24 protein-coding genes, 1 tRNA gene and 1 riboswitch are annotated in these 24,628 nt (G+C 36.1%); of the genes, 1 reads left to right on the forward strand and 24 read right to left on the reverse strand.

Annotation, left to right across the window (positions count from 1 at the left end; genetic code table 11):
• Positions 1-16 precede the first annotated feature (16 nt).
• The 5 genes from VXN63_RS02800 to VXN63_RS02820 form a co-directional block, all read right to left on the reverse strand.
• The gene (locus VXN63_RS02800) at positions 17-634 is read right to left on the reverse strand and encodes an alpha/beta hydrolase (RefSeq protein ID WP_327756436.1); all 618 of its coding nucleotides are present in this window, start codon (positions 632-634) and stop codon (positions 17-19) included.
• 19 nt (positions 635-653) lie between these two features.
• On the reverse strand, positions 654-1,094 hold the full coding sequence (locus VXN63_RS02805) for a MarR family winged helix-turn-helix transcriptional regulator (protein ID WP_327756437.1): 441 nt from the start codon (positions 1,092-1,094) through the stop codon (positions 654-656).
• 87 nt (positions 1,095-1,181) lie between these two features.
• A complete protein-coding gene (locus tag VXN63_RS02810; RefSeq protein ID WP_327756438.1) occupies positions 1,182-1,754 on the reverse strand; it encodes an NADPH-dependent FMN reductase in 573 nt (190 codons plus the stop codon).
• 79 nt (positions 1,755-1,833) lie between these two features.
• On the reverse strand, positions 1,834-2,391 hold the full coding sequence (locus VXN63_RS02815; protein ID WP_327756439.1) for a CDP-alcohol phosphatidyltransferase family protein: 558 nt from the start codon (positions 2,389-2,391) through the stop codon (positions 1,834-1,836).
• 127 nt (positions 2,392-2,518) lie between these two features.
• A complete protein-coding gene (locus tag VXN63_RS02820) occupies positions 2,519-3,007 on the reverse strand; it encodes a hypothetical protein (RefSeq protein ID WP_327756440.1) in 489 nt (162 codons plus the stop codon).
• A gap of 153 nt (positions 3,008-3,160) precedes the next feature.
• Between VXN63_RS02820 and VXN63_RS02825 the strand changes: the two genes are divergently transcribed.
• A tRNA-Arg gene (locus VXN63_RS02825) sits at positions 3,161-3,234 on the forward strand.
• A gap of 639 nt (positions 3,235-3,873) precedes the next feature.
• Here the strand turns inward: VXN63_RS02825 and glnA (VXN63_RS02830) are convergent.
• The 19 genes from glnA (VXN63_RS02830) to deoB all read right to left on the reverse strand — a co-directional run bounded on the left by glnA (VXN63_RS02830) (position 3,874) and on the right by deoB (position 24,594).
• On the reverse strand, positions 3,874-5,217 hold the full coding sequence (gene glnA, locus VXN63_RS02830; protein ID WP_327756441.1) for a type I glutamate--ammonia ligase: 1,344 nt from the start codon (positions 5,215-5,217) through the stop codon (positions 3,874-3,876).
• Between the two features lie 308 nt (positions 5,218-5,525).
• A complete protein-coding gene (gene glnA / locus VXN63_RS02835; protein WP_327756442.1) occupies positions 5,526-6,866 on the reverse strand; it encodes a type I glutamate--ammonia ligase in 1,341 nt (446 codons plus the stop codon).
• Between the two features lie 236 nt (positions 6,867-7,102).
• Entirely contained in the window at positions 7,103-7,378 is a 276-nt protein-coding gene (locus VXN63_RS02840) for an HU family DNA-binding protein (protein ID WP_208558767.1), read from the reverse strand.
• Positions 7,379-7,703: 325 nt separating this feature from the next.
• The gene (gene der, locus VXN63_RS02845; protein WP_327756443.1) at positions 7,704-9,017 is read right to left on the reverse strand and encodes a ribosome biogenesis GTPase Der; all 1,314 of its coding nucleotides are present in this window, start codon (positions 9,015-9,017) and stop codon (positions 7,704-7,706) included.
• 145 nt (positions 9,018-9,162) lie between these two features.
• The gene (rpsA, locus tag VXN63_RS02850) at positions 9,163-10,449 is read right to left on the reverse strand and encodes a 30S ribosomal protein S1 (protein ID WP_442915294.1); all 1,287 of its coding nucleotides are present in this window, start codon (positions 10,447-10,449) and stop codon (positions 9,163-9,165) included.
• 211 nt (positions 10,450-10,660) lie between these two features.
• Positions 10,661-11,335: a (d)CMP kinase gene (gene cmk / locus VXN63_RS02855; RefSeq protein WP_327756630.1), complete on the reverse strand. Its 675-nt coding sequence runs from the start codon at positions 11,333-11,335 to the stop codon at positions 10,661-10,663.
• A gap of 48 nt (positions 11,336-11,383) precedes the next feature.
• Positions 11,384-12,046 (reverse strand): LysM peptidoglycan-binding domain-containing protein, encoded by a 663-nt coding sequence (locus VXN63_RS02860; RefSeq protein ID WP_327756444.1) that lies wholly within the window; start codon positions 12,044-12,046, stop codon positions 11,384-11,386.
• A gap of 48 nt (positions 12,047-12,094) precedes the next feature.
• Entirely contained in the window at positions 12,095-13,549 is a 1,455-nt protein-coding gene (locus tag VXN63_RS02865) for a RecQ family ATP-dependent DNA helicase (protein WP_327756445.1), read from the reverse strand.
• Positions 13,515-14,603 (reverse strand): helix-turn-helix domain-containing protein, encoded by a 1,089-nt coding sequence (locus VXN63_RS02870; protein ID WP_327756446.1) that lies wholly within the window; start codon positions 14,601-14,603, stop codon positions 13,515-13,517. Before VXN63_RS02870 ends, VXN63_RS02865 begins: the two co-directional genes overlap by 35 nt.
• A 111-nt stretch (positions 14,604-14,714) precedes the next feature.
• Positions 14,715-15,326, reverse strand: a complete 612-nt coding sequence (locus VXN63_RS02875) for an ECF transporter S component (protein ID WP_327756447.1) — start codon at positions 15,324-15,326, stop codon at positions 14,715-14,717.
• Positions 15,327-15,512: 186 nt separating this feature from the next.
• Positions 15,513-15,635: riboswitch (FMN riboswitch) on the reverse strand.
• Positions 15,636-15,711: 76 nt separating this feature from the next.
• On the reverse strand, positions 15,712-17,535 hold the full coding sequence (locus VXN63_RS02880) for a sensor histidine kinase (RefSeq protein WP_327756448.1): 1,824 nt from the start codon (positions 17,533-17,535) through the stop codon (positions 15,712-15,714).
• Between the two features lie 9 nt (positions 17,536-17,544).
• Positions 17,545-18,306 carry a response regulator transcription factor gene (locus VXN63_RS02885; RefSeq protein WP_327756449.1) on the reverse strand — a complete coding sequence of 254 codons (762 nt, stop codon included), beginning with the start codon at positions 18,304-18,306 and terminating at the stop codon, positions 17,545-17,547.
• Positions 18,307-18,471: 165 nt separating this feature from the next.
• Complete coding sequence (locus VXN63_RS02890) at positions 18,472-19,197, reverse strand: pseudouridine synthase (RefSeq protein ID WP_327756450.1); 726 nt, start codon at positions 19,195-19,197, stop codon at positions 18,472-18,474.
• 20 nt (positions 19,198-19,217) lie between these two features.
• Complete coding sequence (gene scpB / locus VXN63_RS02895) at positions 19,218-19,781, reverse strand: SMC-Scp complex subunit ScpB (RefSeq protein ID WP_327756451.1); 564 nt, start codon at positions 19,779-19,781, stop codon at positions 19,218-19,220.
• Between the two features lie 27 nt (positions 19,782-19,808).
• On the reverse strand, positions 19,809-20,555 hold the full coding sequence (locus VXN63_RS02900) for a segregation and condensation protein A (protein ID WP_327756452.1): 747 nt from the start codon (positions 20,553-20,555) through the stop codon (positions 19,809-19,811).
• A 27-nt stretch (positions 20,556-20,582) separates the two neighbouring features.
• The gene (locus VXN63_RS02905) at positions 20,583-20,939 is read right to left on the reverse strand and encodes a GNAT family N-acetyltransferase (RefSeq protein ID WP_327756453.1); all 357 of its coding nucleotides are present in this window, start codon (positions 20,937-20,939) and stop codon (positions 20,583-20,585) included.
• Positions 20,940-20,960: 21 nt separating this feature from the next.
• Positions 20,961-22,301 carry a diaminopimelate decarboxylase gene (gene lysA / locus VXN63_RS02910; protein ID WP_327756454.1) on the reverse strand — a complete coding sequence of 447 codons (1,341 nt, stop codon included), beginning with the start codon at positions 22,299-22,301 and terminating at the stop codon, positions 20,961-20,963.
• Positions 22,302-22,540: 239 nt separating this feature from the next.
• Positions 22,541-23,362 carry a purine-nucleoside phosphorylase gene (locus VXN63_RS02915; RefSeq protein ID WP_327756455.1) on the reverse strand — a complete coding sequence of 274 codons (822 nt, stop codon included), beginning with the start codon at positions 23,360-23,362 and terminating at the stop codon, positions 22,541-22,543.
• A 62-nt stretch (positions 23,363-23,424) separates the two neighbouring features.
• Positions 23,425-24,594 (reverse strand): phosphopentomutase, encoded by a 1,170-nt coding sequence (deoB, locus tag VXN63_RS02920; protein ID WP_327756456.1) that lies wholly within the window; start codon positions 24,592-24,594, stop codon positions 23,425-23,427.
• Positions 24,595-24,628 lie beyond the last annotated feature (34 nt).

A 24,628-nucleotide genomic window follows, 5' to 3' on the forward strand; every position in this document is an offset into this window, starting at 1 on the left:
GCTGTTTTAAGATACTTTACAGGTTTTCATACCACATTGAAGCTGCTTCAAGTTCTGCATTAGAAAGACTATGTCCGTCTCTTCCCCAATACATTTGTACACTTGCATTCGCTTGTTTTAATAATTGCTCAAGCTCTTTTGTTTCTTCTGGCGGACAAATCGGATCATTTTCACCAGCACCAATAAAAATTCTTTGATTTGACAAATCTGGTAATTGAACAGATCTTAATGGCACCATTGGATGTAATAACATCCCTTGATAAAAAGCATCATCATAGTGAAATAGCAAACTTCCAGCGATATTTGCGCCATTAGAATAACCTAGGACGACTAATTGTTTTTTATTAAAAGCATATTCTTTTGAAGCAGCGCTTAAAAAATCATACATTTTAACCGTTTCTTCTTTTAAGCTGTCTTCATCTAAAATACCCATTGCTTTTCTTTCAAAGAATCGGTTCATTCCATTTTCATCAATGTTTCCTCTAAGGCTTAAAATACCTGCTTGAGGATCTATGAGTTTTGCAAGTTGAACTAAGTCGTTCTCGTCTCCACCGGTGCCATGCAAAAGTAAGAAGATGGTTTTATTTCCCATCAATGGTTCGTTGTATATATGTTTAAATGAATGTATAGACATTAAATAGTCCTCTCACTGCTTATTTGATTAACTTGGTTGCTTTGTATCCTACCTCTTTAAGTAGTGCTCTCAACTTGTTCAGATCACTATCAGATAGTTCTTTGAATAGCTTTTCAATTGTCTCAGCATGCTGTGGAAAAATTTCCATCATTTTCTGTTGACCTTCATCAGTTAATTCAGCAAAAGTAACCCTTCTATCTTTCACATCGGCAACTCGTTGTACTAGACCTTTTTCCTCAAGTCTATCAATAACATAAGTGATACTACTTGAAGCCAACAAAATTTTCTTACCGATCATTTGAATCGGCTGTTTACCTCGATTGTAAAGATACTCCATAACTGTAAATTCAGTTGCATTCAAACCATAAGATACCATGTCTTCTTTCACAACTCTTTCAACACTTGAGGCTGCTCTTAATATAGTTGTTAATGCTTTTAACGAGTCTTCATTTCTTGTCATATCATCACCTACTTGTTTATTCTTAATAATATATGAATTCGTATTACTTCACAACGTTTATTTCAAACTTACCTTATACTTTTTAAATTATGCTTGTTTCTTATCTCGAACGCCTCTCATCGCCTCGGTCCAAGGTAATAATTGTTCAATCATCGTTTTCACTGTTTTTGTTTGTGCTTCGGTTGGATCAAGTCTTGGATAATCGAAATCATAAAAAATGGATAAAGCTGGATTCGTTCGAACATGCGCTACTTGAAATTCTGATAGAACTGTTCTTAGTTGTTCTGCAGAACGAACACCACCAGAAGATCCGTAACTTACAATTCCAGCTGCTTTATCATTTAACTCTTCATATAGAAAGTCCAGTGCATTTTTCAAAGCACTCGGGATTCCATGATTATATTCTGGAGTGATGAAAATATAGCCATCTTTCTCTTCCATTTTTCTGGACCATGGAAGTTGCTTTTCACGTTCAACTAATTCATCTGTAAAAGCCGGAGAAGTTGGTTCTGCAAATACAGGTAAGTCATAGTCTTTTATATCTACAATTTCGAATTCCGCTTCATCTTGCTCTACTGCTAATTGTTTTACCCACTTTGCAACATCTAAATTTACTCGATTTTCTCTGATGCTTCCTGTCACTATACCAATCTTTAACATAAAATAACCCCCTCTTTTAGTCGCCTACATTATATCATTCATTAGAAAACCTACAAAAGTATACCCTTGAATATTTTTATTACGCTTCTTTATACATATTGAAAAAAAGATTCATATACCCTATAAATGCAATGATTTGAAAAATACTGGTTAATAAGATTAATACGATGATGTTTCTCTCTGAGATTTCTGGCATGATAACGAGTATGAACATACAACTATAGAAAACAATTGTACCAATTTTCCCGAACCACTTTGCTCCGTCTATGATCTTTCTCTTTTTGAATAGTAGATAACTAATTAAGAATATACTGAATTCCTTAATGATGAATAATAAAAGTAAATACAATACAATTGGCCATTTGATAAACAAAACAATTGCTACAGCCAACTGAGTGAGTTTATCCGCAACTGGATCTATAAGTTTTCCAAGTTGTGTTCCTTGATTGAAATTGCGTGCAATATATCCATCTAGAGCATCCGTTAATCCCGATATAAATAAAATTCCTGCTGCTATTATATAATCTTCAATCGTAATAGCTGTTAAATAAACATAGCTAAATAATGGAATAAGTAACATTCTAAAATAAGATAATAGATTGGGAATTTTTAGCCAGTCTCCTTTGTTAATTTTCATACTAGTCATTCACCTCTTTTTATGAAAATAGAAAAAAGAAGAACCCGCAGTTGGATCCTTCTTTTCTAATACTATACTCAGTACTTTTCAGGCTATTGTCTAATGTTGATATTGAAATGAGCTAAGTTTAGTTTTCTGGTTTTAAATCTTGACTGTGATTGTCAGGATTAAAGTTGTCTTCATGTGTTTCAGCATCCGTTCCTGGCTCTTTGAAGTCGACTCCGAAACCAGGTGCTGAAAGATGATCATCGATTGCTTTTTCGAAATCGCCTTTTTCGTCTTCATCTTCTCTAGCGGGCTCTTTTTTGTCGTTATGACTTTTTGTTTTCTTATTTGAATCATCTTGGAGAATCACATATCCGCCACGCTGGATTGTATCTGCAAATAATGTAGCATCTGAATCATTCAGCTCATAAGCATCCGATGCGTTAGCAACTGACACTTCATTTTCATCGATGCCCTCTACCTTAACTTCTAATTCTTCACTTAGTGACTGAACTTGTTCTTCTTTTGTATATACAGTCAAATGTTTTTTAATCAGTTGATTTTCAATTTCAAGATCATTGATTTTCTTAGAAACATCTTCTTCTAATTGAAATGTTGAGATTATTTTCATGTTGTTTCCTCCTAATAATACTGTTGTTAATCCAATAGTATCAAAGTATTTTCAGTCCAACAAACAAGAAGGCTTGTATAATAAAATAAAATTCTTGAATATCTGTTGACTTTTATTCAATTACCTTATATAATAATATCTGTTGCTGTTATTGTTCTGATAGCTCAGCTGGATAGAGCATTCGCCTTCTAAGCGAACGGTCGGGGGTTCGAATCCCTCTCAGAACGTATTGATTTACTAAATAATTGTTTATGCATAAACAATTACATAAAAAAAGTCTATTACTTTTAAAAAGTAGTAGACTTTTTTTATAAGATTAAAAATCTACATATATAACGATACTACGATTTAAAATAGATTGTAGCCCTATCTGTCACTGACCCCCACTTAAGTTATACTACCTATGCCTGCTTTTATAAATCTGTATGGACATGAAAATGTATCCTAAAATCGTAAAAGCTAATCCAATAAATCCTAAGTATAGAAGAAACCTTCCTAAAGGAGCATTTATCGCGGCTTCTTTTTGCGCCTCTCTCAACTGCTCATCTGTGGATAAGCTGTAATCTTGAATCGGTATTAAAATACTCCACAAAAAATAGCCAATTATTATACTTAGAATTGAAGCTATTAGACTTATACTGAACAGTTTCATGATATTCATTTTCACTTATATAGCCTTCTTTCTAACTTATAGTCAGTTCTCATCTATTATAATACCGCCAAAATATAAACTATTTCCTAAATCGTTGAGTACATTCCCTAATTAGGAAATTTGACTTATTCACAAACTTTTTACATTTCAGTTTTTATTCATCAACAAAAAGAGGATGCTTTTCAGCATCCCCTCTCCCATCAGAACTCTTAAATTAATATAGGTTCAAATATTGTTCTTTTTCCCATTGGCTTACTGTGGCTTTATATTGATCCCACTCTACTGTTTTAGTCGCTACAAAATTATTGAATATGTGCTCACCGAGTGCTTCGATAATTACTGGATCTTTTTTAAGGTTTTGAACAGCTTCCTGTAAACTGCCTGGTAAAGATTCAATTCCTTTATCATCCAGTTCTGTAGTATCCATTTCATAGATATTATCAGTTGTTGGATCTACAGCTTTCAAATCGCGTTTAATACCATCTAAGCCAGCTTTCAGCATTACAGCTAACGCAAGGTAAGGGTTAGTCGTAGGATCCACTGAACGCACCTCTAAACGAGTAGACAATCCTCTTGATTCTGGAACACGAATCATTGGTGTTCTGTTTCTTCCAGACCATGCAATGTATACAGGTGCTTCGTATCCTGGAACTAAACGCTTGTATGAGTTCACTGTTGGATTTGTAATGGCAGTGAATGCTGAAGCATGTTCCATTAGGCCGGCCATAAATTTGTACGCTGTATCGCTTAATTGCATTGGACCATTCTCATCAAAGAAGGCATTTCCGTTTTCGTTGAATAATGACATGTTACAGTGCATACCAGATCCATTGATTCCAAAAATGGGTTTAGCCATAAAGGTAGCGTGTAAACCATATTTTCTAGCGACTGTTTTAACAATCAATTTGAAAGTCTGGATATTGTCACATGCTTCTACCGCATTTGCGTACTTCCAGTCAATTTCGTGTTGACCTGGAGCAACTTCGTGATGACTAGCTTCAATTTCAAACCCTAGATCTTCTAATTCTAATACAATATCTCTACGGCAGTTCTCTGCTAGATCATTAGGTGCAAGGTCGAAATATCCACCATTGTCATTTAGGTTTTCTGTTACTTCATCATTCTCATTTAATTTAAATAAGAAAAATTCAGGCTCAGGCCCTAAGTTAAATTCCGTAAAGCCCATATCTTCTGCTTCTTTTAAAATACGTTTTAAGTTTGTACGAGGATCTCCACTGAAAGATGTTCCATCAGGATTTTTAATATCGCAAATCAATCTAGCAACTTTTCCTTTTTTAGAAGAATCTGTTTCCCAAGAAAAGACTAGCCATGTATTCAAATCTGGACTTAAGTACATATCAGATTCTTGAATTCTAACAAACCCTTCAATAGATGAACCATCAAACATCATTTGACCATCCATTACCTTATCCAGTTGACTAATTGGTACTTCTACATTTTTAATGATTCCCAAAATATCTGTAAACATCAGTCTTAAAAAACGAACGTTTTTTTCTTTAACCTGATCTTTTATGTATTCTCTAGTAATAGTTGTCAATTTATTTCCTCCTAATAATTAGATGGTTCGTTTATCTCTTTTGGCTATCAAATATTACTTACGAAGAATAGCATTGAACGGTTAGAGAAACAACCGCTACTGAACAAGTAAAAGGTAAAGAGTCATTTACTTTTTATTTCAAGGATGAAAGCCTTATCAAATTTCGATAATTAACCAAATCAAACTATACCACTTTTTTGATTATACATAAAAAAAGCGATATATCAGAACTTTGAATGATTTAATCTATAAACCACTCAAGTCAATATATCGCTCTTTATATTTAATTAATCATATTGATTCTAAACTTAGTATAATTCAAAGTACCGTTCTGTTTCCCACTCAGATACTGCAAGTGAGTAGTTAGACCAATCTTGCTCCTTAGCTGAAACAAAGCGTTCAAAGATATGTTGACCTAAAGCATCTTTGATCGTTTGGTCTTCTTTAAGATTCTGAACAGCTTCGTATAGCGTTCTAGGCAGAGATTCAATGTTATTTTCATTTCTCTCAATTTGATCCATGTTGAAAATATCTCTATTAACTGGTTCCGGAGCCGTTTTCGCTTCGCTGATTCCTTTTAATCCAGCCTTAAGCAATACAGCCAGAGCAAGATAAGGATTCGCACTAGGATCGACACTTCTCAATTCTACTCGTGTAGACATGCCTCTAGAAGCAGGCACTCGTACTAACGGTGTACGATTCGTACCAGACCAAGCTACATATACAGGTGCTTCGAATCCGGGCGTTAATCGTTTATATGAATTAACGATTGGATTACAGATAGCTGTATACGACTTAGCGTGATCCAGTATACCAGCGATAAATTGATAGGCAGTATTACTTAATTGATCGACGTTAGCTTCATCAAAGAACGCATTACCTTCTTCGGTAAATAAAGACATATTAAAATGCATTCCTGAACCACTAATATTTGCTGTTGGTTTAGGCATAAACGTAGCGTGTAAGCCATGTTTACGCGCTACCGTTTTAACAATCAATTTGAATGTTTGAATATTATCGCATGCTTCTATCGCATCTGCGTATTTCCAGTCGATTTCGTGTTGACCAGGAGCGACCTCATGATGACTAGCTTCAATTTCAAAGCCAAGCGCCTCTAATTCTAAAACAATGTCTCTACGACAATTTTCTGCTAAGTCAGTTGGTGCTAAATCAAAATATCCACCATTGTCATTTAAAGTTTTACTTGGTTTCCCGTTTTCGTCCAATTTGAACAAGAAGAATTCAGGCTCTGGTCCTAAGTTGAACTTTGTAAATCCAGCCTCGTTCATTTCTTTCAATACTCGGCGAAGATTGCTTCTTGGATCACCAGCAAAGGGTGTTCCATCCGGATTATAGACATCACATATAAATCTAGCGATGGTTCCTTTTACCGTTTCTAACGCCCACGGAAAGACTAACCACGTATCAAGGTCTGGATGAAGTTTCATGTCGCTTTGATCTATATCTACAAATCCATCTATTGATGAACCATCAAAGGCGATTTCATTATCCATTACTTTCTCTAACTGACTGACAGGTACTTCTACATTTTTAATAATGCCATCTATGTCTGTAAACATCAGACGTAAAAAACGTACCTCTTTCTCTTTAGCTTGCTTTAAAATTTCCTCTTTGGTAAAGGAGGACATTGATCAACACTCATCCCTTCAGTTGCTTATAATTTTGTCTCCTATTAGACTAAAGGACAACCCCATCATTGTCAAATAATAAGGGTCATATTACTAAATTTAAAATTCTACAAGCAATTATGTATTTTATAGTTCATTGTATCAGTTTATCTATTAGGATTAAGGTCTTAAAACAAAAAGAGCACTGTTCCCCGAAGGAACAGCGACTCTATAAAAGTATATACTTTTTCTACGTACTATTTTACTGCATCTTTAAGAGCTTTACCCGCTTTGAATGCAGGTACTTTGCTTGCAGGGATTTGGATTTCTTCCCCAGTTTGAGGATTACGTCCTTTACGTGCAGCGCGATCACGAACTTCAAAGTTACCGAAGCCAATTACTTGAACTTTTTCTCCGTTAGCTAGTGATTCTTTAATTGTTTCGAATACTGATTCTACTGCAGCAGTAGCGTCCTTTTTAGTAAGGTCAGTTGCTGCTGAAACTTTTTCGATTAATTCTGCTTTATTAGCCATCGTACATTTTCACCTCCTCATAAGAAGATCTATATAAGCCATTAAATGTGACTTACGATCTTTCAAAAACATCCCTTTAAACATAAAATGAATGTGTTGGGTGAAATAGTCTTCTTACGACATTTCATTTAAAAAGATACCATAGAAACGTTGATACTGCAATGATTTTGTTGAAAAGAATCACTAAACTTTATTTCTTTCGTCATAACCTTTTTCACTTGACTTGTAGAGAAAAATTTAATTCTGATTTATGAGAGCTTAGACTGTCTATAAGCTGTTTACCTAGTGATATCCTAAGTTCGAGCAAAACAAGCAGATAAGCTGCCTACGTACGTCTACGAGCTATAATATGGATAGGCGTGCCTTCAAAATCAAATGTCGCTCTAAATCTATTATCCAGATAACGTTTATAAGAAAAGTGAAGTAATTCTGGATCATTTACAAAGATAATAAAAGTCGGCGGACTCACACTAACTTGAGTTGTATAGTAAATTTTAAGTCTTCTACCTTTATCTGTTGGTGTTGGGTTAGTTGCTACAGCATCCATAACAACGTCGTTTAAGATAGACGACTGAATACGTAAATGCTGATTTCTATAAACACGTTCAATAATATCAGGAAGCTTATCTAAGCGTTTTTTAGAAATTGCCGAAACAAAGATAATTGGAGCATAACTTAAATATCTGAATTCTTCTCTAACTTCTAACTCAAAATCTCTCAGTGTATTGGTTTCTTTTTCAACAGTATCCCATTTATTGACAACAATAATAATACCTTTACCTGCTTCGTGAGCATAGCCAAATACTTTCTTGTCTTGCTCTCTAATGCCTTCTTCTGCATTAATGACACATAGGACAACTTCAGATCTTTCAATGGCTCTCATGGCTCTTAAAACACTGTATTTCTCAGTATTCTCATAGACTTTACCTTTTTTACGAATACCTGCAGTATCTATAATAGCAAACTCTCGACCATCATCTGTTTCGAATTTCGTATCGACGGCTTCTCTTGTTGTTCCAGCAATATCTGAAACAATCACTCGGTCTTCACCAATAATGGCATTTACCAAACTGGATTTACCAACATTGGGTCTTCCAATCAAACTGAAACGGATCGTACCTTCATCAAACTCTTCTTCAAGATCTTCAGGAAACTCAGCAACAACTGCATCTAATAAGTCTCCAAGCCCTAAACCGTGTGAACCAGAAATTGGAAATGGATCTCCCAATCCTAATGAATAAAATTCGTAACTATATGTTCTTGATTCTGGATTATCTGCTTTATTAACAGCTAATACGACTGGTTTTCCTGAACGATATAAAATTGGCGCAACTTGCTCATCGGCATCTGTTACACCTTCACGGATACTAGCCAGCATAATAATGACATCTGCTTCTTCAATAGCAATTTGTGCCTGATTTCTGATTTGCGCATTTAGCGGTTCATCTTCCATCGTGATACCACCAGTATCAATTAACGTAAACTCTTTTCCTAACCATTCTGCACTTGCATAAATTCTATCACGTGTTACGCCTGAAACATCTTCTACTATGGAGATACGTTCTCCTACTATACGATTAAAAATGGTTGATTTTCCGACGTTTGGACGTCCAACTATTGCTACTACCGGTTTTGTCATAAACGTTCACCTTCTTTCTTGATTTTTGTAAGTTCATTTAGTGATTACAGCATTTCAAAAACATACACCCAACCCCACGAAAACAGAAAATCGTTTCAGCGGGTTTGGGTGCTATCGTTTTAATGAATTAAAAGATATAGTTTGCTTACTCTTGATCGTCGTTGTTCATAAAGCTTGATAATTGATCACCAATTTGGTCACCTAAAGTGAAAGTGCCATCTTCATCATCGTCACCAAACGAAGATTTAGTTACTTGTTGTGGTTTAGATGATGATGGTTTTTTAGATTTGTTAGCAGCCGGTTTAGGTGCTTGCTCTGGTGCTTCTTCTAAAGCTTTGATACTTAGTGAAATACGTTCTTCTGAAGGGCTGACGCTTAGTACTTTCACTTCAATTTCTTCATCTTTAGCCACAACTTCATGAGGTGTTTCTACATGTTTGTGGGCCATTTCAGAAATGTGAACTAAACCTTCAACCCCTGGTTTAACTTCTACAAATGCGCCAAAGTCAGTTACACGTTTAACTTTACCTGTAACAACAGATCCTTCAGGTAATTCTTCTTCAAGATTATCCCAAGGTCCAGCTAAAGTATCTTTGATAGATAATGAAATACGTTCTTTATCTCTATCTACACTTAGTACTTTAACATCAACTTCGTCACCAGTGTTTAATTTTTCTTTAGGATGTCCAATTCTTTCATGAGAAATCTCAGAAATATGAACAAGTCCATCAACGCCACCAAGGTTAACGAAAGCACCAAAGTTTGTCAATCTTACAACTGTTCCTTTAACTGTTGATCCTTCTTCTAATGCGTCAAAAGCTTCTTCTTTGATTTTAGACTGTTCATCCGCCATCAATGCTTTTCTAGAAAGAATTAATTGACGTTCGTTAGGATCAATTTCAAGAATCTTGAACGTATACGTTTGACCTTCAAACTGGTTCAAGTCACTTACATACTGTACATCCATTTGAGAAGCAGGAACAAATCCTCTTACTCCAGCATCTACAGTTAATCCACCTTTAACTACACGAGTAACTGGTGCTTCAATCGTTTCGTCATTATCAAATTTAGACTGAAGTTCTTCCCAGACTTTTCTTTGATCTACACGTTTTTTAGAAAGAACAAAACTTCCTTGCTCTTTATCTTTTACGTCGCGTAAAACGACAACATCGATTACGTCGCCAACTTTAACAACGTCTGATGGGTGTTCAAAACGTTCAGTCGAAAGTTCTTTTGGAGGAATGATACCTTCTTGTCCTCCACCAAGTCCTACGATGACTTGTTTCTCGCTATCAATTACAAGTACTTCACCTTGAACCAGGTCTCCCGGTGTAATGTCTACAACGTCTTTTAAAACGTCTGACATTGATTCTGAATCAGAATCTGAAGAACCGACAGCTGGTTGAACTTGAGCGTCTTCGTTTTCTGCCATTACATCTTCTGGATCTGTTCCAGCAGCTGAGTTTACAATCACTTGCTCTTCTGCAACTTCTTGTGATTCTTGATCCACTGTGTTGTTGTTTTCTAATTCGTTTGTATTTTCTTTATCTGTCATAATATATGTGCCTCCCAATGCCAATATTTCTACTCTATTAATTGTACATAAAATAAGCTGATTTTTCCACTAAAACATTTGAAACGAATTATTTCTGATATTCTGGATATTTTTCAAAGATAATGGATTCAATTTTCCCAGTAACTTCTTCAATTGAAAGTGCTGTTGTATCGATTTCAACTGCATCATCTGCTTTTTTTAACGGAGAAACTTTTCTTGTAGAATCCTTATGATCTCTTTCTCTGATTTCTTGTTTTAATTTTGTTAAATCAGATTCGATTCCTTTTTCCAAATTTTCTTTGTGTCTGCGCTCAGCTCGCTCGTCTACGCTCGCTACCAAAAAGATTTTCACACTGGCGTCTGGTAAAACTACGGTTCCAATATCACGACCATCCATGATCACATTTTTACTGGAAGCCATCTCTCTTTGTCGCTGAACCAATACCGTTCTCACATCTGGATGAGCAGCGACAAGAGAAACTGCATTCGTTACATCATTTTGTCTGATATCCATCGTCACTTCTACATCATTACAATAGACCATTTGACCGTTATCTGATCTCTTAAAGTCAATGACTAACTGATTCAGTTCATTGACGATTGCATTTTGGTCAGTCAAATCTAACTGATTCTTTATAGCAATATAGGTGATTGCTCGATACATTGCGCCACTATCTACATAGATCAAGTCAAGGTGGTCAGCAATCTTTTTAGCCACTGTACTTTTTCCTGACGAGGCAGGTCCATCTATAGCCACAGTCAATTGATTATTCAACACATACTTCACACTTTCAATTTTTATTTAAGTCGATTAATTCACTTTTAACACTTGACCAACAGAGACTGTTTCACTAGACAATCCGTTTAATTGCATCAGTTCCTGTGTAGTCATTCCATGGTTTAAGGCAATACGGTACATGTTATCTCCCGCTTTTACTGTATACGTTTCTCCTGCTGTAGTTGGTTCCTCAGCAGCTTCATTGGCTTCCTCAGAGGCAGCGTTGCTGTCTGCTTGATTTGTATTAGATTCTGCTGGCTCACTAGCTGGTTGATTTTCTCCAGTCGTTTCCGTTTCTGACTCACTCTCAGATTCCGGTTGTGGTTGCACAGGTTCTTCTACAGTTTCTTCAGCCGTCTCTTCCACTGTTTCTTCAGGCTCTTCTGGCTCCTCAGCTACTTCTTCTTCGACCTCGGGTTCTTCCTCTGGTTCTGGATCTGCTGGCGCTGGCTGTTCGACACTCGGTTGTTCAGGGCTAGAATAATTTGATTCTCGCTGACTGTACCAAGCGTATGTGCCTAGTGTTACAACAATAATCAACACTAGAAATACTACTGTAACAGTCAGGATAGGAGAAATACTTTTCTCGCGTTCTCTTTTAGCTTTTCGAGACATAGCCTGATCGTCATAATCTACTTCTTCATCAAATCGTTTAGACCACAGTTCTTCCATCGACTCGCGATCTTTCTTACTCATAGTGATTCCTCCTCAAGTTCTATCATAGTTATTGTATCATATTTTAGCTTAATTCATAGATTCCTCATCAAGTTTATACAATTGTTTCATACGAACTCTCCAGTCAATTGTTTCGCTTTTGACGACTAATTTATCTTCTTCGTCATCAAAGAAATACGTCTCTAAATCTGCCGTGCACTGACTGCAACAACGTTCTGGCTTTACCGTTATTGACTCATCGAAATATTGAAGCAGATAAGCTCTTTTACATCCTTTGGTGAACAAGTAATTCATCATATATTCTAATTGCTCTTTTTTAAGACGTTCTCTAGTCTGTATCTGGTGTAAAGCAACTCTATAAGGTATAGAGGCATTCACATAAAACTGGGCAATTTGTACTTTAGGATCTGTTTGTTCTTGCTTGATTTTGTGGTGATACTTGTAAATGTATTCCAGTAGAGATTCATCCGGCAGACTATTTTCTTGTAGTCTAATCTGTAAATACTGATCTCCTTGCTCGAAAAGCAGTATGGCAATACCTTCCTTACCGTCTCGGCTACACCTTCCGATTTCTTGCAAGTACATCTCGGGATTAGATGGCATATGGTAATGGATAACGTACCTTATATCTGGTTTATCGATGCCCATTCCAAAAGCACTCGTTGCACAAATAACCTGAATCGAGTTGTCTATAAACTGCTGCTGTACTTTAATTTTGTCATCAATTGTCAAATCAGAATGATAACTCTCGGCTCGGATCCCTAATTCAGTTCTCAAGACTGAAGCCATCTCGTCAGCCAGTTTTTTGCTTGAAAAATAAACAATCCCAGGACTTTCCAACTGATGAACGAGTTCCTTTAAACGATCTTTTTTGTTCCCCTCGCAAATCTCTACTTTTAATTTTATCGAAGATCTGTCTACTGAATGTATAATCTCTCTAGTTTCTATAGAATCTATATCTAAAGACTGTTTGATTTCACTGCGAACTTGTTCTGTGGCTGTAGCCGTCAGAGCCATTGTTGTAGGATGGTTAAGTTTTCTTTTAGCCTCACCAATCTTAAGATAGTCTGGTCGGAAATCCATTCCCCATTGAGAGATACAATGGGCTTCGTCAACGACAAACAAGGCAATATCTAGTTGAGAAAGTTTTGTCATCAAAAAATCGAACTGAATCATTTCTGGAGAGATATAAAGAAATTTAAACTTATGAAGATTTTTCATAATTCTTCTTTTTTCATTTCTGGACGATAAGCTATTTAAAGCGGCTACTTGCCGTTCTCCACTACTTTTAAGTTTTTCAACCTGATCCTGCATCAATGATAGAAGTGGTGATACAATCAAAACCAGCCCTTCTTTTATATAACCAGGTAATTGATAGCAGATTGATTTCCCACTGCCAGTTGGTAACATAACCACCGAATCTACTTCTTGTAGGGCTGCTTGAATAGCTTCTTTTTGACCAGATCTAAAAGTCTTATAATTGAATTTTTCATAAAGTATCTGCTCTAGCGTTTTCTCTACCATATCTAATCCTTTCAATTTCTACTAGTCTAAACCACATAAACATCAGATCTTCATAATCTTGTTTTGCTTGTTTATAGGAATACTTGGGATTTTGTTCAAAGGCCATCTTTAAACGCTCATACTGATCCGCAGGAATATATGGCTGGAAATTGAAGTCTGGGTGAACAAGATAAATTTCAAGAATATGTTCTCTAATCGTATTTAATTTTAATTGCCTGACTTCTGAGATTTGCTCTACACTATACCCTTCGTTTACCATCAAATAAGTATCGTACGTACTTTTAGATAACCCAAAATAAGTACGCTGATCTAGGTATGTGACAAAATCATTTAATAAAAGACCTTCAGATGCTCTAGCTTGGATAATCAGTTGTTCGAAGGTGTTACTTAGACGTACATTCAATTCTACAGATTCCATTTCTAGACTTTCTGCTAATTGTCGATTCGTTTTCCCGATGATATCATGACCAGTTAATTTTCCAACAATCATACTTGCTTCCTCTTTTGCAAACGTTAAAAGCAAGTCATATAATTCCGTTGCCCACTGGAGAGCTAATTGATCCATTGGTTTTTTCTGCTTACTCAACCATGCTTTAACCGATTCTTGATCACTCGGTTCCTTAATGGAAGGACTATATTTTTTATTGTCATATCTTTTCTCAGAAAATATCTGAGAAACCAATTGAATTTGTAGATAAAAAGAATTTCTGAGTGTGGCATTTTCAAGAGAACGAATAGCTTCAGGGTACTTTTTATTTTCAAAATATTGAGTCAATGATTTGTAGCCAAGCGATGTTAAAAGGTATCCCTCTTCCTCGCTACCTTGAAGTAAATTTTTAGAACAAAGTTTTTGTAGATAATGTTCTAGATGTTCTTTTTTTAATTCTTTGAATAATCCAAAAGCAGGAAACAACTGCTCATTCTCAACTTTAAATAATATCGAAGGTGTTCTTCTTCCATGAAACACATGAATCAGCTGAGAGCTTTTCGATGGATAATGGTTATTAAAAAAAGATAATAAAAAATACAAGAAATATCGATTTTGAGTAGCCATAGTTCACCTCTTCTTCTTCTCAGAATACACGTTCAGATCTATTTTTTCAATATAAAAAAGGCGGTCATATAGACCCGCCTTTTGTAATATCTATTTGTTAGTTGATAAAGCTTAGTTCTCATTTTCTAAAACATATCGTTTGGACTGTTTTTTATAAAGTCTGGTTCTTGATTTAACTAACCAAGGTTTAAGCTTTTGAAATGCCACAAAAAAGATGATGCCTACAATTGGACCTTTAATCAGATTGAAAGGAACAATTGAGTAGACTAGATATTCTCTGATCGGCCCAACACTGAATCCCATTACAGCCATATAAGCAGGAATTAGGAATACCCAATTCAAGAGAGCCATAACGACACTTAATGACAGTGTACTTGCTACAGTAGCAAACACTTTTTCTCTAGTACGTAATCCCATTTTTGTGATAATAAAGTAAATGGGTAACGTATAGGCTAAAGAAGCAATAAATTGTGCTGAATCGCCTATTGGTAAACCCATGTCTCCACCTTTTTGAATGAAAGATAGTAGAGAACGAATAAAGGCAATGGTAATACCGCCTATAGGACCATACATATACATTCCGAATAATACGGGTAGATCACTGAAATCAATCTTCAGAAAAGATGCTGCGGGTAAAATAGGGAACGAAAACATAGAAATGATCCATGCTAGTGAAGCTAATACTGCTATACCGACTACTTTTTGCGTTTTGTTGCTTGACATTGAAAATCCTCCTAGAAGGATTCATCCTGGTTAGGGTATTGAACTTATTGATGCTTATCCCTATTTGGTTCCGACATTTCGAAGTGAGACCGGTCAGAGAATGCACTCTAGAAATGCAAAAACTCTGTTCAGTTCCACTTCAGGAAATGAACAGAGCTAAATAGACATAATGATTCAGTCAAAAAGCTCCATCTTCTTTATACCAGACTATACTGTCGGTACTGGAATTACACCAGTTCAGCAAAACAAAAGTTTCGCTCGTGGACTTTACCACCGGTCGGGATTTGCGCCCTGCCCCTGAAGATGAATCATATTATTTTTTTGCTTATTTTTAATAAGCACATTACTATTATACAAAATCACACAGAAATGTCAACAGCTCAGTCTAAAATGAATCAAAAGTACTTGTAGAATTTTGGTCAATAGGCAAATGTATGATGAATGTTGAGCCTTTACCAAGTGTAGATTCTACTCTTAAGCGACCTCCATGTGCTTCAATAATACTCTGCACAACAGATAAACCAATTCCTGTACCAGATGCATTGTCTGAATAATTTTTTCTAGATTTGTCTGCTTTAAAGAATCGATCAAAAATATATGGAACATCTTCTTTAGGAATACCCGTTCCGGTATCTCTAACTTCCATAATAACCTCTTCCAGGTTTTTATCTTCAAACAATCTCAATGTAACCGTCTTAGCAGACTTATCTGTCATACCGGTATGTCTGATTGCATTATTAATTAGATTCACGAATACTTGATCCATTTTGTCTTTGTCGATAGGCAATTCAATTATTTCTTCTGGAACGTCTAATACTAAGTTGACGTTGACTTCTGAAGCCATCTTATTGAATCTGGAAACGAGTGTACTCAAGTAATGGTTCAGGTCTAGAGGATCTTTTTCAATCTCAATAAATCCCGCTTCCATTCTTGATAGATCAAGCATCTCATTGACCATTCTATTCATACGTTGCGATTCATCACTAATGATTTGAGCCATTTCTTTTTTCTCATCGATTGTCTCAGCTATATCATCAATAATTGCTTCACTATACCCTTGAACCATCACTAACGGCGTTCTTAGTTCATGGGAAATATTATTAATAAAGTCAACACGCATCTTATCTAATCTATGTTCATGAGTCAGGTCCTTAGTGGAAACAAGAATTCCTCTAATTTCCAGTGTGTCATCTTCGATTAGAGGCAATATCGTTACCTCATAATAAAATTCGACCATTTCAATACTGAACTGAGAAAATTTCTTTGTTTCAACAGCTTCTTTTAAGTTTAACTCTATATCAATATAGTCATCTTTCGTTGAAAAATTACCCTTTTCTACTTGATATTGCGTTAAAAATAAATCTCCAGCAGGATTGGAAAGAATCAGACTCTGATCGGAATCATAATATAATATTCCCGTATCAATACTGGTCATGATATGAGATAACAGTTCTTTTTCCTGTCTGACCACGGTTCTATTTGTTTCAAGAGAGTGGCCCATTTTGTTCATTGCCATAGCAAGTTCAGACAAATCATCTCTACCTGAGACCGGTAGTTGATGACTAAAGTCATCTCGTGCATAATCAAAAGCAATATTTGTCATAGCATTGATTGGTTCAGATATGTGTCTACGTAAATACAAATAATAAGCGTAACTTAAAAATACACTAAACAAAATAAGTAAACTTAACGCATAGAAAACCGTGCGTTCAACTTCAGCGATAAAAGAAAGATCTGCATATGCATAAAATGTCAATTGTTCGCCTTGATAATTGATATGTTTGATGTGGAAGATATAAGGGATTTTATTTTCATATCCCGGATCAGAATCAGAACGAATCTGATTTTCTTCACCAGACACGATATCTTCAACTAAATTAGGATTGCTGATTACTCTCTGATAAATATCGTCAGAAAATTGGAGATTCCACTCTTCTTCGTTATAAACATCTTGCCCCTCAGAACGAAGCGCAAAATTGAGCTTTGCATGAATGACATTGGCTTCCTGAAGATAATTTATTATGAAGTCAGGATCGCTTTCAGAAAGGGTTTCTACGTTATGAATAAAGGATTCGTAGTCATTCAGATAGTTCTGCTTGATCTGCTCGGAGTAAAATTGGGCATAAAATAAAGATGTGGCAACGAGAGAAATGAGAATAAATCCAGAAGTAATCAGCCAAACTCTTATAGCGACGATATTCAGCTTCATACTTCTATCCTACTCCTCTTCTTCATGAGGGTATGAATTCAGTTTGTAACCAAGCCCCCATACAGTTTCAATCATTTTAGCAGCGGTTTGGGATTCTTTTTTAAGTTTTTCACGCAAACGTTTGACGTGCGTGTCTACTGTTCTTAAATCACCAAAAAATTCATATTTCCAAACTTCTCTTAATAATTGTTCTCTACCAAAAATCTGATCAGGAGAAGACATCAAATAGTGCAAAAGATCATATTCTTTTGGCGTCAGGTTGACTGATCGACCATCAGCTGTTACACGTCTAGAATCGTTATCGATCTCAAGATGCGGTAAAGTCAGTGTATCAGAGACATCGGCAGCTTTATTCATGCTTCCACTACCCGTTTGAGTTCTCTTAAGAATCGCAGAAACTCTTAATACAATTTCTCTTGGACTGAAAGGTTTGACGATATAATCATCTGCCCCCACTTCAAATCCTTGAATACGATTCAATTCTTCACCTTTTGCTGTAAGCATCATAATGGGTGTTTCTTTTTCTTTTCGCAATTCTTCAGCAGCTTCGATTCCATCCATTTCAGGCATCATAAGGTCTAGAAGAATTAAATCGTAGTCATTTTCTAGTGCTAATTGTAATGCGATCTTTCCATTTTCAGCTTCGTCAATCTCATAATTGGCCTTTTCTAGATACATTCTTAGTAATCTACGAATACGATTTTCATCGTCAACCACCAATATTTTTTTTGCTTGCTGTTCTGTACTGCCTTGTAATTTTTCATCCGTCACGATTAGACACTCCTTAGCACGTGATACTATTGACTTTAAATTATAATACGTAACTAGTACGATATTATATCCTACTCGAGTTTAATTATAACTAAGATAAGATGAATGCGCCACTAATTCCAACTGGAATCGCTCTAGCTACTCTTATACGTCAAAAATCAATGATTAGTCTTCTTCATCCACTAATTGTTTAAGCTTGTTGACCTCAAATTGTTTAAGTTCTCTCCATACGCCAGACTGCATGCCTTCTACAGTTAAAAATCCATAGTGAGTTCTAGTCAATTTTTCTACTGGGTGTTTAATTGCTTGCATCATTTTCTTAACTTGGTGATTTTTACCTTCATGAATAGTTAGTTCAACAGTTGAAATATCTCTTTTTCTATCATAATCAATGATTCTTGCTTTCGCTGGAGCTGATTTCACTTTATCAAAAACAACACCTTTTTCAAGATGCATTACATCTTCTCTTGTCATTCTTCCATTTACTTTTGCGATGTATGTTTTTTCAACAGAGTATTTAGGGTGCATTAATTTGTTTGCTAATTCGCCATCATTGGTCAGTAACAGTACACCTGTCGTATCGTAATCCAATCGTCCTACAGGGTAAATCCGTTCTTCAACTTCTTGCAGTAATTGAACAACCGTATCTCTATTTTTTGGATCATCAACCGTTGATACGACTCCTCTAGGTTTGTTTAACAAGAAGTAAACTGGTTTTTCTTTTTGAATCGGCACATCGTCTACAGAGATCGTATCATGTCTTTTCACTTGGTATCCAAGTTCCTTCATGACTTTTCCATTAACTTTTACGCGTCCTTCTTCGATCATACTTTCAGATTTTCTTCTTGATGCGATGCCCGCGTGAGCCATAACTTTCTGTAATCTATCCATATAACTCCTCCTTCTATTTTTTATTCAAATGATTGCTGGAAACTTTCAAAAAACAAAGATGTTTCCTCAGTTTCTTCTTCCATTCTTAGTTCCGGTAATTCTGATAAACTATTTAATCCAAAGTAATCTAGAAAATAATCTGTTGTACCATATAAAACTGGTCTCCCTGGTGCTTCAAGTCTTCCAACCTCTTGTATAAGATCACGTAATCTCAATTTATGGAGTGCTGTCGCAAGTTGCACGCCTCTAATTTCTTCGATTTCCATTCTTGTTATGGGTTGTTTATATGCAATGATTGCTAATGTTTCAAGTAAAGCCTTACTTAACTTCTGCATTAAGGGAGACTGAGCATAATTACTCACGACGCTAGAGTAGGTCTCTTTCGTAACAAGTCTATATTTATTGGCTGTTTCTATAATTGTCAAAGCACTCGTATCTCTAGAATTATAATCATTTAATAATTTATCTAGTGAAACAAGTACATGTTCTGTTGTAGCATTCGTGAGTTTGGCCATTTCCTTTAAAGTCAGACCTTCGTCTCCCGCCACAAATAAAAGTGACTCATATACCGCCGTTTCGTTCATTTTATCCCCTCCCTCTCTACTAATGACCTAACCGATATAAGATAATTCGATATCTGAGTAGGTTTCTTCCTGAGTAAAAGCCACTTTATTTTCTTTAATGAGTTCAAGTAAAGCAAGAAACGTTACGACGATATCTCTTCTAGAGTAGTGACTGAACAATTCCTGAAAAGCGACTTTTGTTCTGTATCGCCCTCTTAGTTCTGATTCAATCCATTCCATACGATCTGCTACTGTTATTTCTTCTGTTTCAATCGTAGTCAGTTCCGGTTCTCTTAATTCACTTCTCTTCATTACTGTTTTAAAAGCATCAATTAAGTCCTGCAATTGTATTTCACCGTTCTCTAAAGGAACATTTTTTTGAAATTCAGAAACATCAGCAGGTTCTTTGGTGAAAAAAACGGATCTTTCCAGTTGTTTCTGGTCAAGTTGATCAGCAGCATTTTTAAATTTCCTATACTCAATCAACATGTCCATCAGTTCTTCTCTTGGATCTTCATGCTCAGGGATAAAGTCTTCTCCCTCTTCATCCCAGCTATCGTTACGTGGGACGAGTAACTGACTTTTGATAGACATCAGTGTCGCAGCCATTACTAAGTATTCTCCAGCAACATCTAATTGTAAACTTTTCATTGCTTGAAGATAATCCATATACTGAGCCGTAATTCTTGCAATTGGAATATCGTAAATGTCGATCTCATATTTATTGATCAGATGTAAAAGAAGGTCTAAAGGTCCTTCAAATACATCCAAGTTCACTTCCCAAATTTCACTCATATCTATTTTCCTTTTAGTCGCTTTAACTTAATCTTCAGTATGCCACTTTGTAATAAGAGAGCTCGTTTCGATAGTTCCAACTAACTGTCTAGGTGAGAATTTTGCTGCTGCTACATCTAGTATCTGATGCGCTAGCCCTTCTTCTCGGTATGATGGATTAATTGAAATATGTCTTACCAAGACAAATTCATCTTCTACTTCAACACCGAGTACCCCCGCGAAGTCATTTGTCTCATCGCTTTTCCATAAATACAGTTGCCGATTGTCTTCTTGCTTGTACCATTCCAATTCTTTAGTCAATCTTGTCGTTTCTTTAAGATCTGGCACATAAGATAATAGGCCCATAGTAATTTTATGGTAATCCGATTTGTATTCCGTTAACATACTCTACCTCCTTAAAGTGGTTTAGTATTTCGAGTCCAATGATTGTTCCAAGTTCAAAAAGTCTTCGTAGCGCTCTCTTCTGATAGCTAGGAAATCTTTACCATCTTCTACGAAAACAACAGCTGGTCTTGGTAGACGATTATAATTACTCGCCATTGAGTATCCGTAAGCTCCTGTACTCAAAACAGCTAGATAGTCACCTTGTTCTACCTCAGGTAACGATAAATCCCAAATCAGCATATCTCCGCTCTCACAAGCTTTTCCTGCAATAGAAACTTTTGTATCGTACTGTGCATAAACTTTATTTGCCAATACACCAGTATATTTTGCATCATATAAAGCCGGTCGGATGTTGTCGGCCATTCCACCATCTACTGATACATATTTTCTAACTTCGGGAATCGTTTTTTGAGTACCTACAGTATAAAGGGTCGTTCCTGCTTCACCGACTATACTTCTTCCTGGTTCAACCCAGATCTCCGGTAATTCAAGACCAAGTTCTTTTGAATAGTGTTCAACACTTTTCATTATACTGACAGCATAATCTTTGATGGGTAGAGGCGCGTCTTCATTCGTGTACCGAATACCAAATCCACCACCTACGTTCAATACTTTAAGATCAAAGTTGAAAAGATCTTGCCATTCCTTTGAATGCTGCATTAAGCGCTCAATAACTGCTTCGTATCCTGTAGTTTCAAAAATCTGCGAACCAATGTGGGCATGTAATCCAATAACATCAATATATTTCAGAGACTGCGCTTCTTCAACCGCTTCTTTCGCCTGACCAGAGGCTAAATCGAAACCGAATTTTGAATCCTCTTGTCCAGTTGTAATATATTCATGTGTGTGCGCTTCAATCCCTGGAGTGATTCGAATCAGGACGTTCATTCTCTTCTGATGAAGCGTGGTTAGTTGATTAATCATATCTAACTCTGTAAAATTATCCACAACGATACACCCGATGTTTGCGTTCAAAGCTTCCACCAGTTCTTGATGAGATTTATTATTGCCATGAAAGTGAATCTTCGCTGAAGGAAAGCCAGCTTTGATAGCCAGAGATAGCTCCCCTCCAGAAACAACATCTAATGACACAGATTCTTTAGCTAATATCTGATAAAGCGCTAGTGAAGAAAATGCTTTACTCGCGTAAGCTACTTGTGTTTCTTTTTCATATGAAGAAAATGCTTCTTTGAACTCATTTAGTCTCTCTTTAATGAGAGCCGTATCATATACGTACAAAGGCGTTGAGTACTTCTCAGCTAAATATACGCTATCTACACCACCAATTTCCAGGTGGTTTTTATCATTAATTGTTGTGTTTCCTGAAAACTCAGGAAGTTGTTTATTCTCAAATTGATCCATTATTTGATTCCCACATTTCTTTAGTCTCTATTTCGTAAAAGGTATATTCTTAAAAATTTTCATTATCCGTCTATTTTTATATACTCATGACAATAATACAGACATATGAACCAAAAATCAAATTTACATTGAAGAATCAGTACATTAGCGTTGCTTGTACTCGAAGATAATAAAAGATAGATGAAGATGTTTCAGACACCTTCATCTATCTTTTTTTCTATCTAGTCTTATTTCAATGATTAGACTTTAGCGACAAAATCTTTAACTAATGATTTAAAAGATTCTTTCACTCGTGTCGTCACTTCAACGACTTCATTATGATTTAAATTACTTTGCATACCTGCCGCATAATTTGTAATACAAGAAATTCCTGCAACTTTTAAGCCCGCATGTTTTGCAACAATGACTTCTGGCACGGTAGACATTCCTACAGCGTCGCCACCCATAGTACGAATCATACGAATTTCAGCGGGTGTTTCATATGTTGGCCCAGTTAAGCCAAAGTAGACACCTTCTTTAATCTCGAGTCCGTTACTTTGAGCACATTCACGAATGAGCTGTTGATACCCTTTGTCATAAGCTTCAGTCATATCTGTAAACCTTGGACCAACTTCAGGATCGTTTTTACCTATTAAAGGATTAACGCCAGTGAAGTTCACGTGATCAGTAATAATCATCAAGTCTCCTGGATTAAAGGATGTGTTTACACCACCTGCTGCATTTGTTACCACTAATGTTTCGATTCCCAAAGCTTTCATTACTCGAACAGGGAACGTTACATCTTCTAGCGCATAACCCTCATAAAAATGGAATCGCCCTTGCATAGCTAGAACCATTTTACCGCCAAGTTCTCCATAAACAAGTTGTCCTGCATGCCCTTCTACAGTAGACACCGGAAATCCAGGGATGTTTTCATAAGGTATTGCTACTGGATTTGTTGCTTCCTCAGCTAACTCGCCTAATCCTGAGCCTAGAATCAGACCAACAACCGGCTTTTCCATTCCTTTATCTTTTAAATAGGCTGCTGCTTTACTGATACTTTCTAAATACTCTTTTTCCATTAAAACTTCCTCCTGATAGACCAAATTTGTAAAAATGCCGCTTCCACTTAGCTAGATTGTTCTTATTTTAATTCAGATAAGAAACTAGATCCAAATCCTGTTGCATTCACATCAAAATTTTCTGCTATAGTAGCACTGATGTCCGCAAAGAATCCTTGTGGTAAAGCGCCATTGTTTTCAAAACTAGGTGAGTAAATCATGACAGGAACAAATTCTCTTGTGTGATCTGTTCCAGGATGCGTTGGATCATTACCATGGTCAGCCGTGATGATTAGCAAGTCATCTTGTTTTAATTCGCTAATGATTTCAGGAATTCTAGCGTCAAACTCTTTAAGTGCATTTGCGTATCCTTCTACATCTCTACGGTGACCAAATAATGCATCGAAATCGACTAAATTGGTAAAGCTTAATCCGTTAAAGTCTTTTTGCATAACCTCAATCAGTTTATCTACTCCATCCATGTTGGATTTCGTACGAACAGATTCCGTGATTCCTTGACCATTGAAGATGTCATCGATTTTTCCAACTGCTACTACATCTTTACCGGCATTCTTCAATGAATCCAACACAGTATCCCCAAAAGGACTTAAGGCATAGTCATGTCTGTTACTGGTTCTTGTGAATGCACCGGGCTCACCTAGATAAGGGCGCGCTATAATACGCCCAATCATATAAGGATCATCTTTAGTAATTTCACGAACATATTCACAGATTTCATATAATTCTTCTAACGGAATGATATCTTCATGTGCTGCAATTTGTAATACAGGATCCGCAGACGTATAAACGATTAAATCTCCGGTTTTCATTTGATGTTCACCGTATTCATCAAGAATAGCTGTTCCTGATGCTGGTTTATTCGCCACAATCTTTCTTCCAGTGTGTTCTTCAATTTGATTGATCAAATCTTCAGGAAAGCCCTCAGGAAATACTCGGAAAGGTTTTTTGATATGCAAGCCCATTAGTTCCCAATGGCCTGTCATTGTATCTTTTCCGACTGATTTTTCTTCTAATTTTGTATAATATCCTATACTGGTTGGTGTTTCATCTACACCTTTCAACGGTTCGATGTTACCAAGTCCAAGTGTTTTAAGGTTAGGTAATTTCAAATCTGTATTTTCAGCTATATGACCAAGTGTATGAGATCCTTCGTCATTAAAGGCTTTAGCATCAGGTGCTTCTCCGATACCTACTGAATCCATAACAATTAAATGTACACGTTCAAAATTCATTTACATTTCCTCCTGTTAGCTCATCTTTTACCCA

This window comes from Marinilactibacillus sp. XAAS-LB27, from assembly GCF_036039175.1.
Classification (GTDB): domain Bacteria; phylum Bacillota; class Bacilli; order Lactobacillales; family Carnobacteriaceae_A; genus Marinilactibacillus.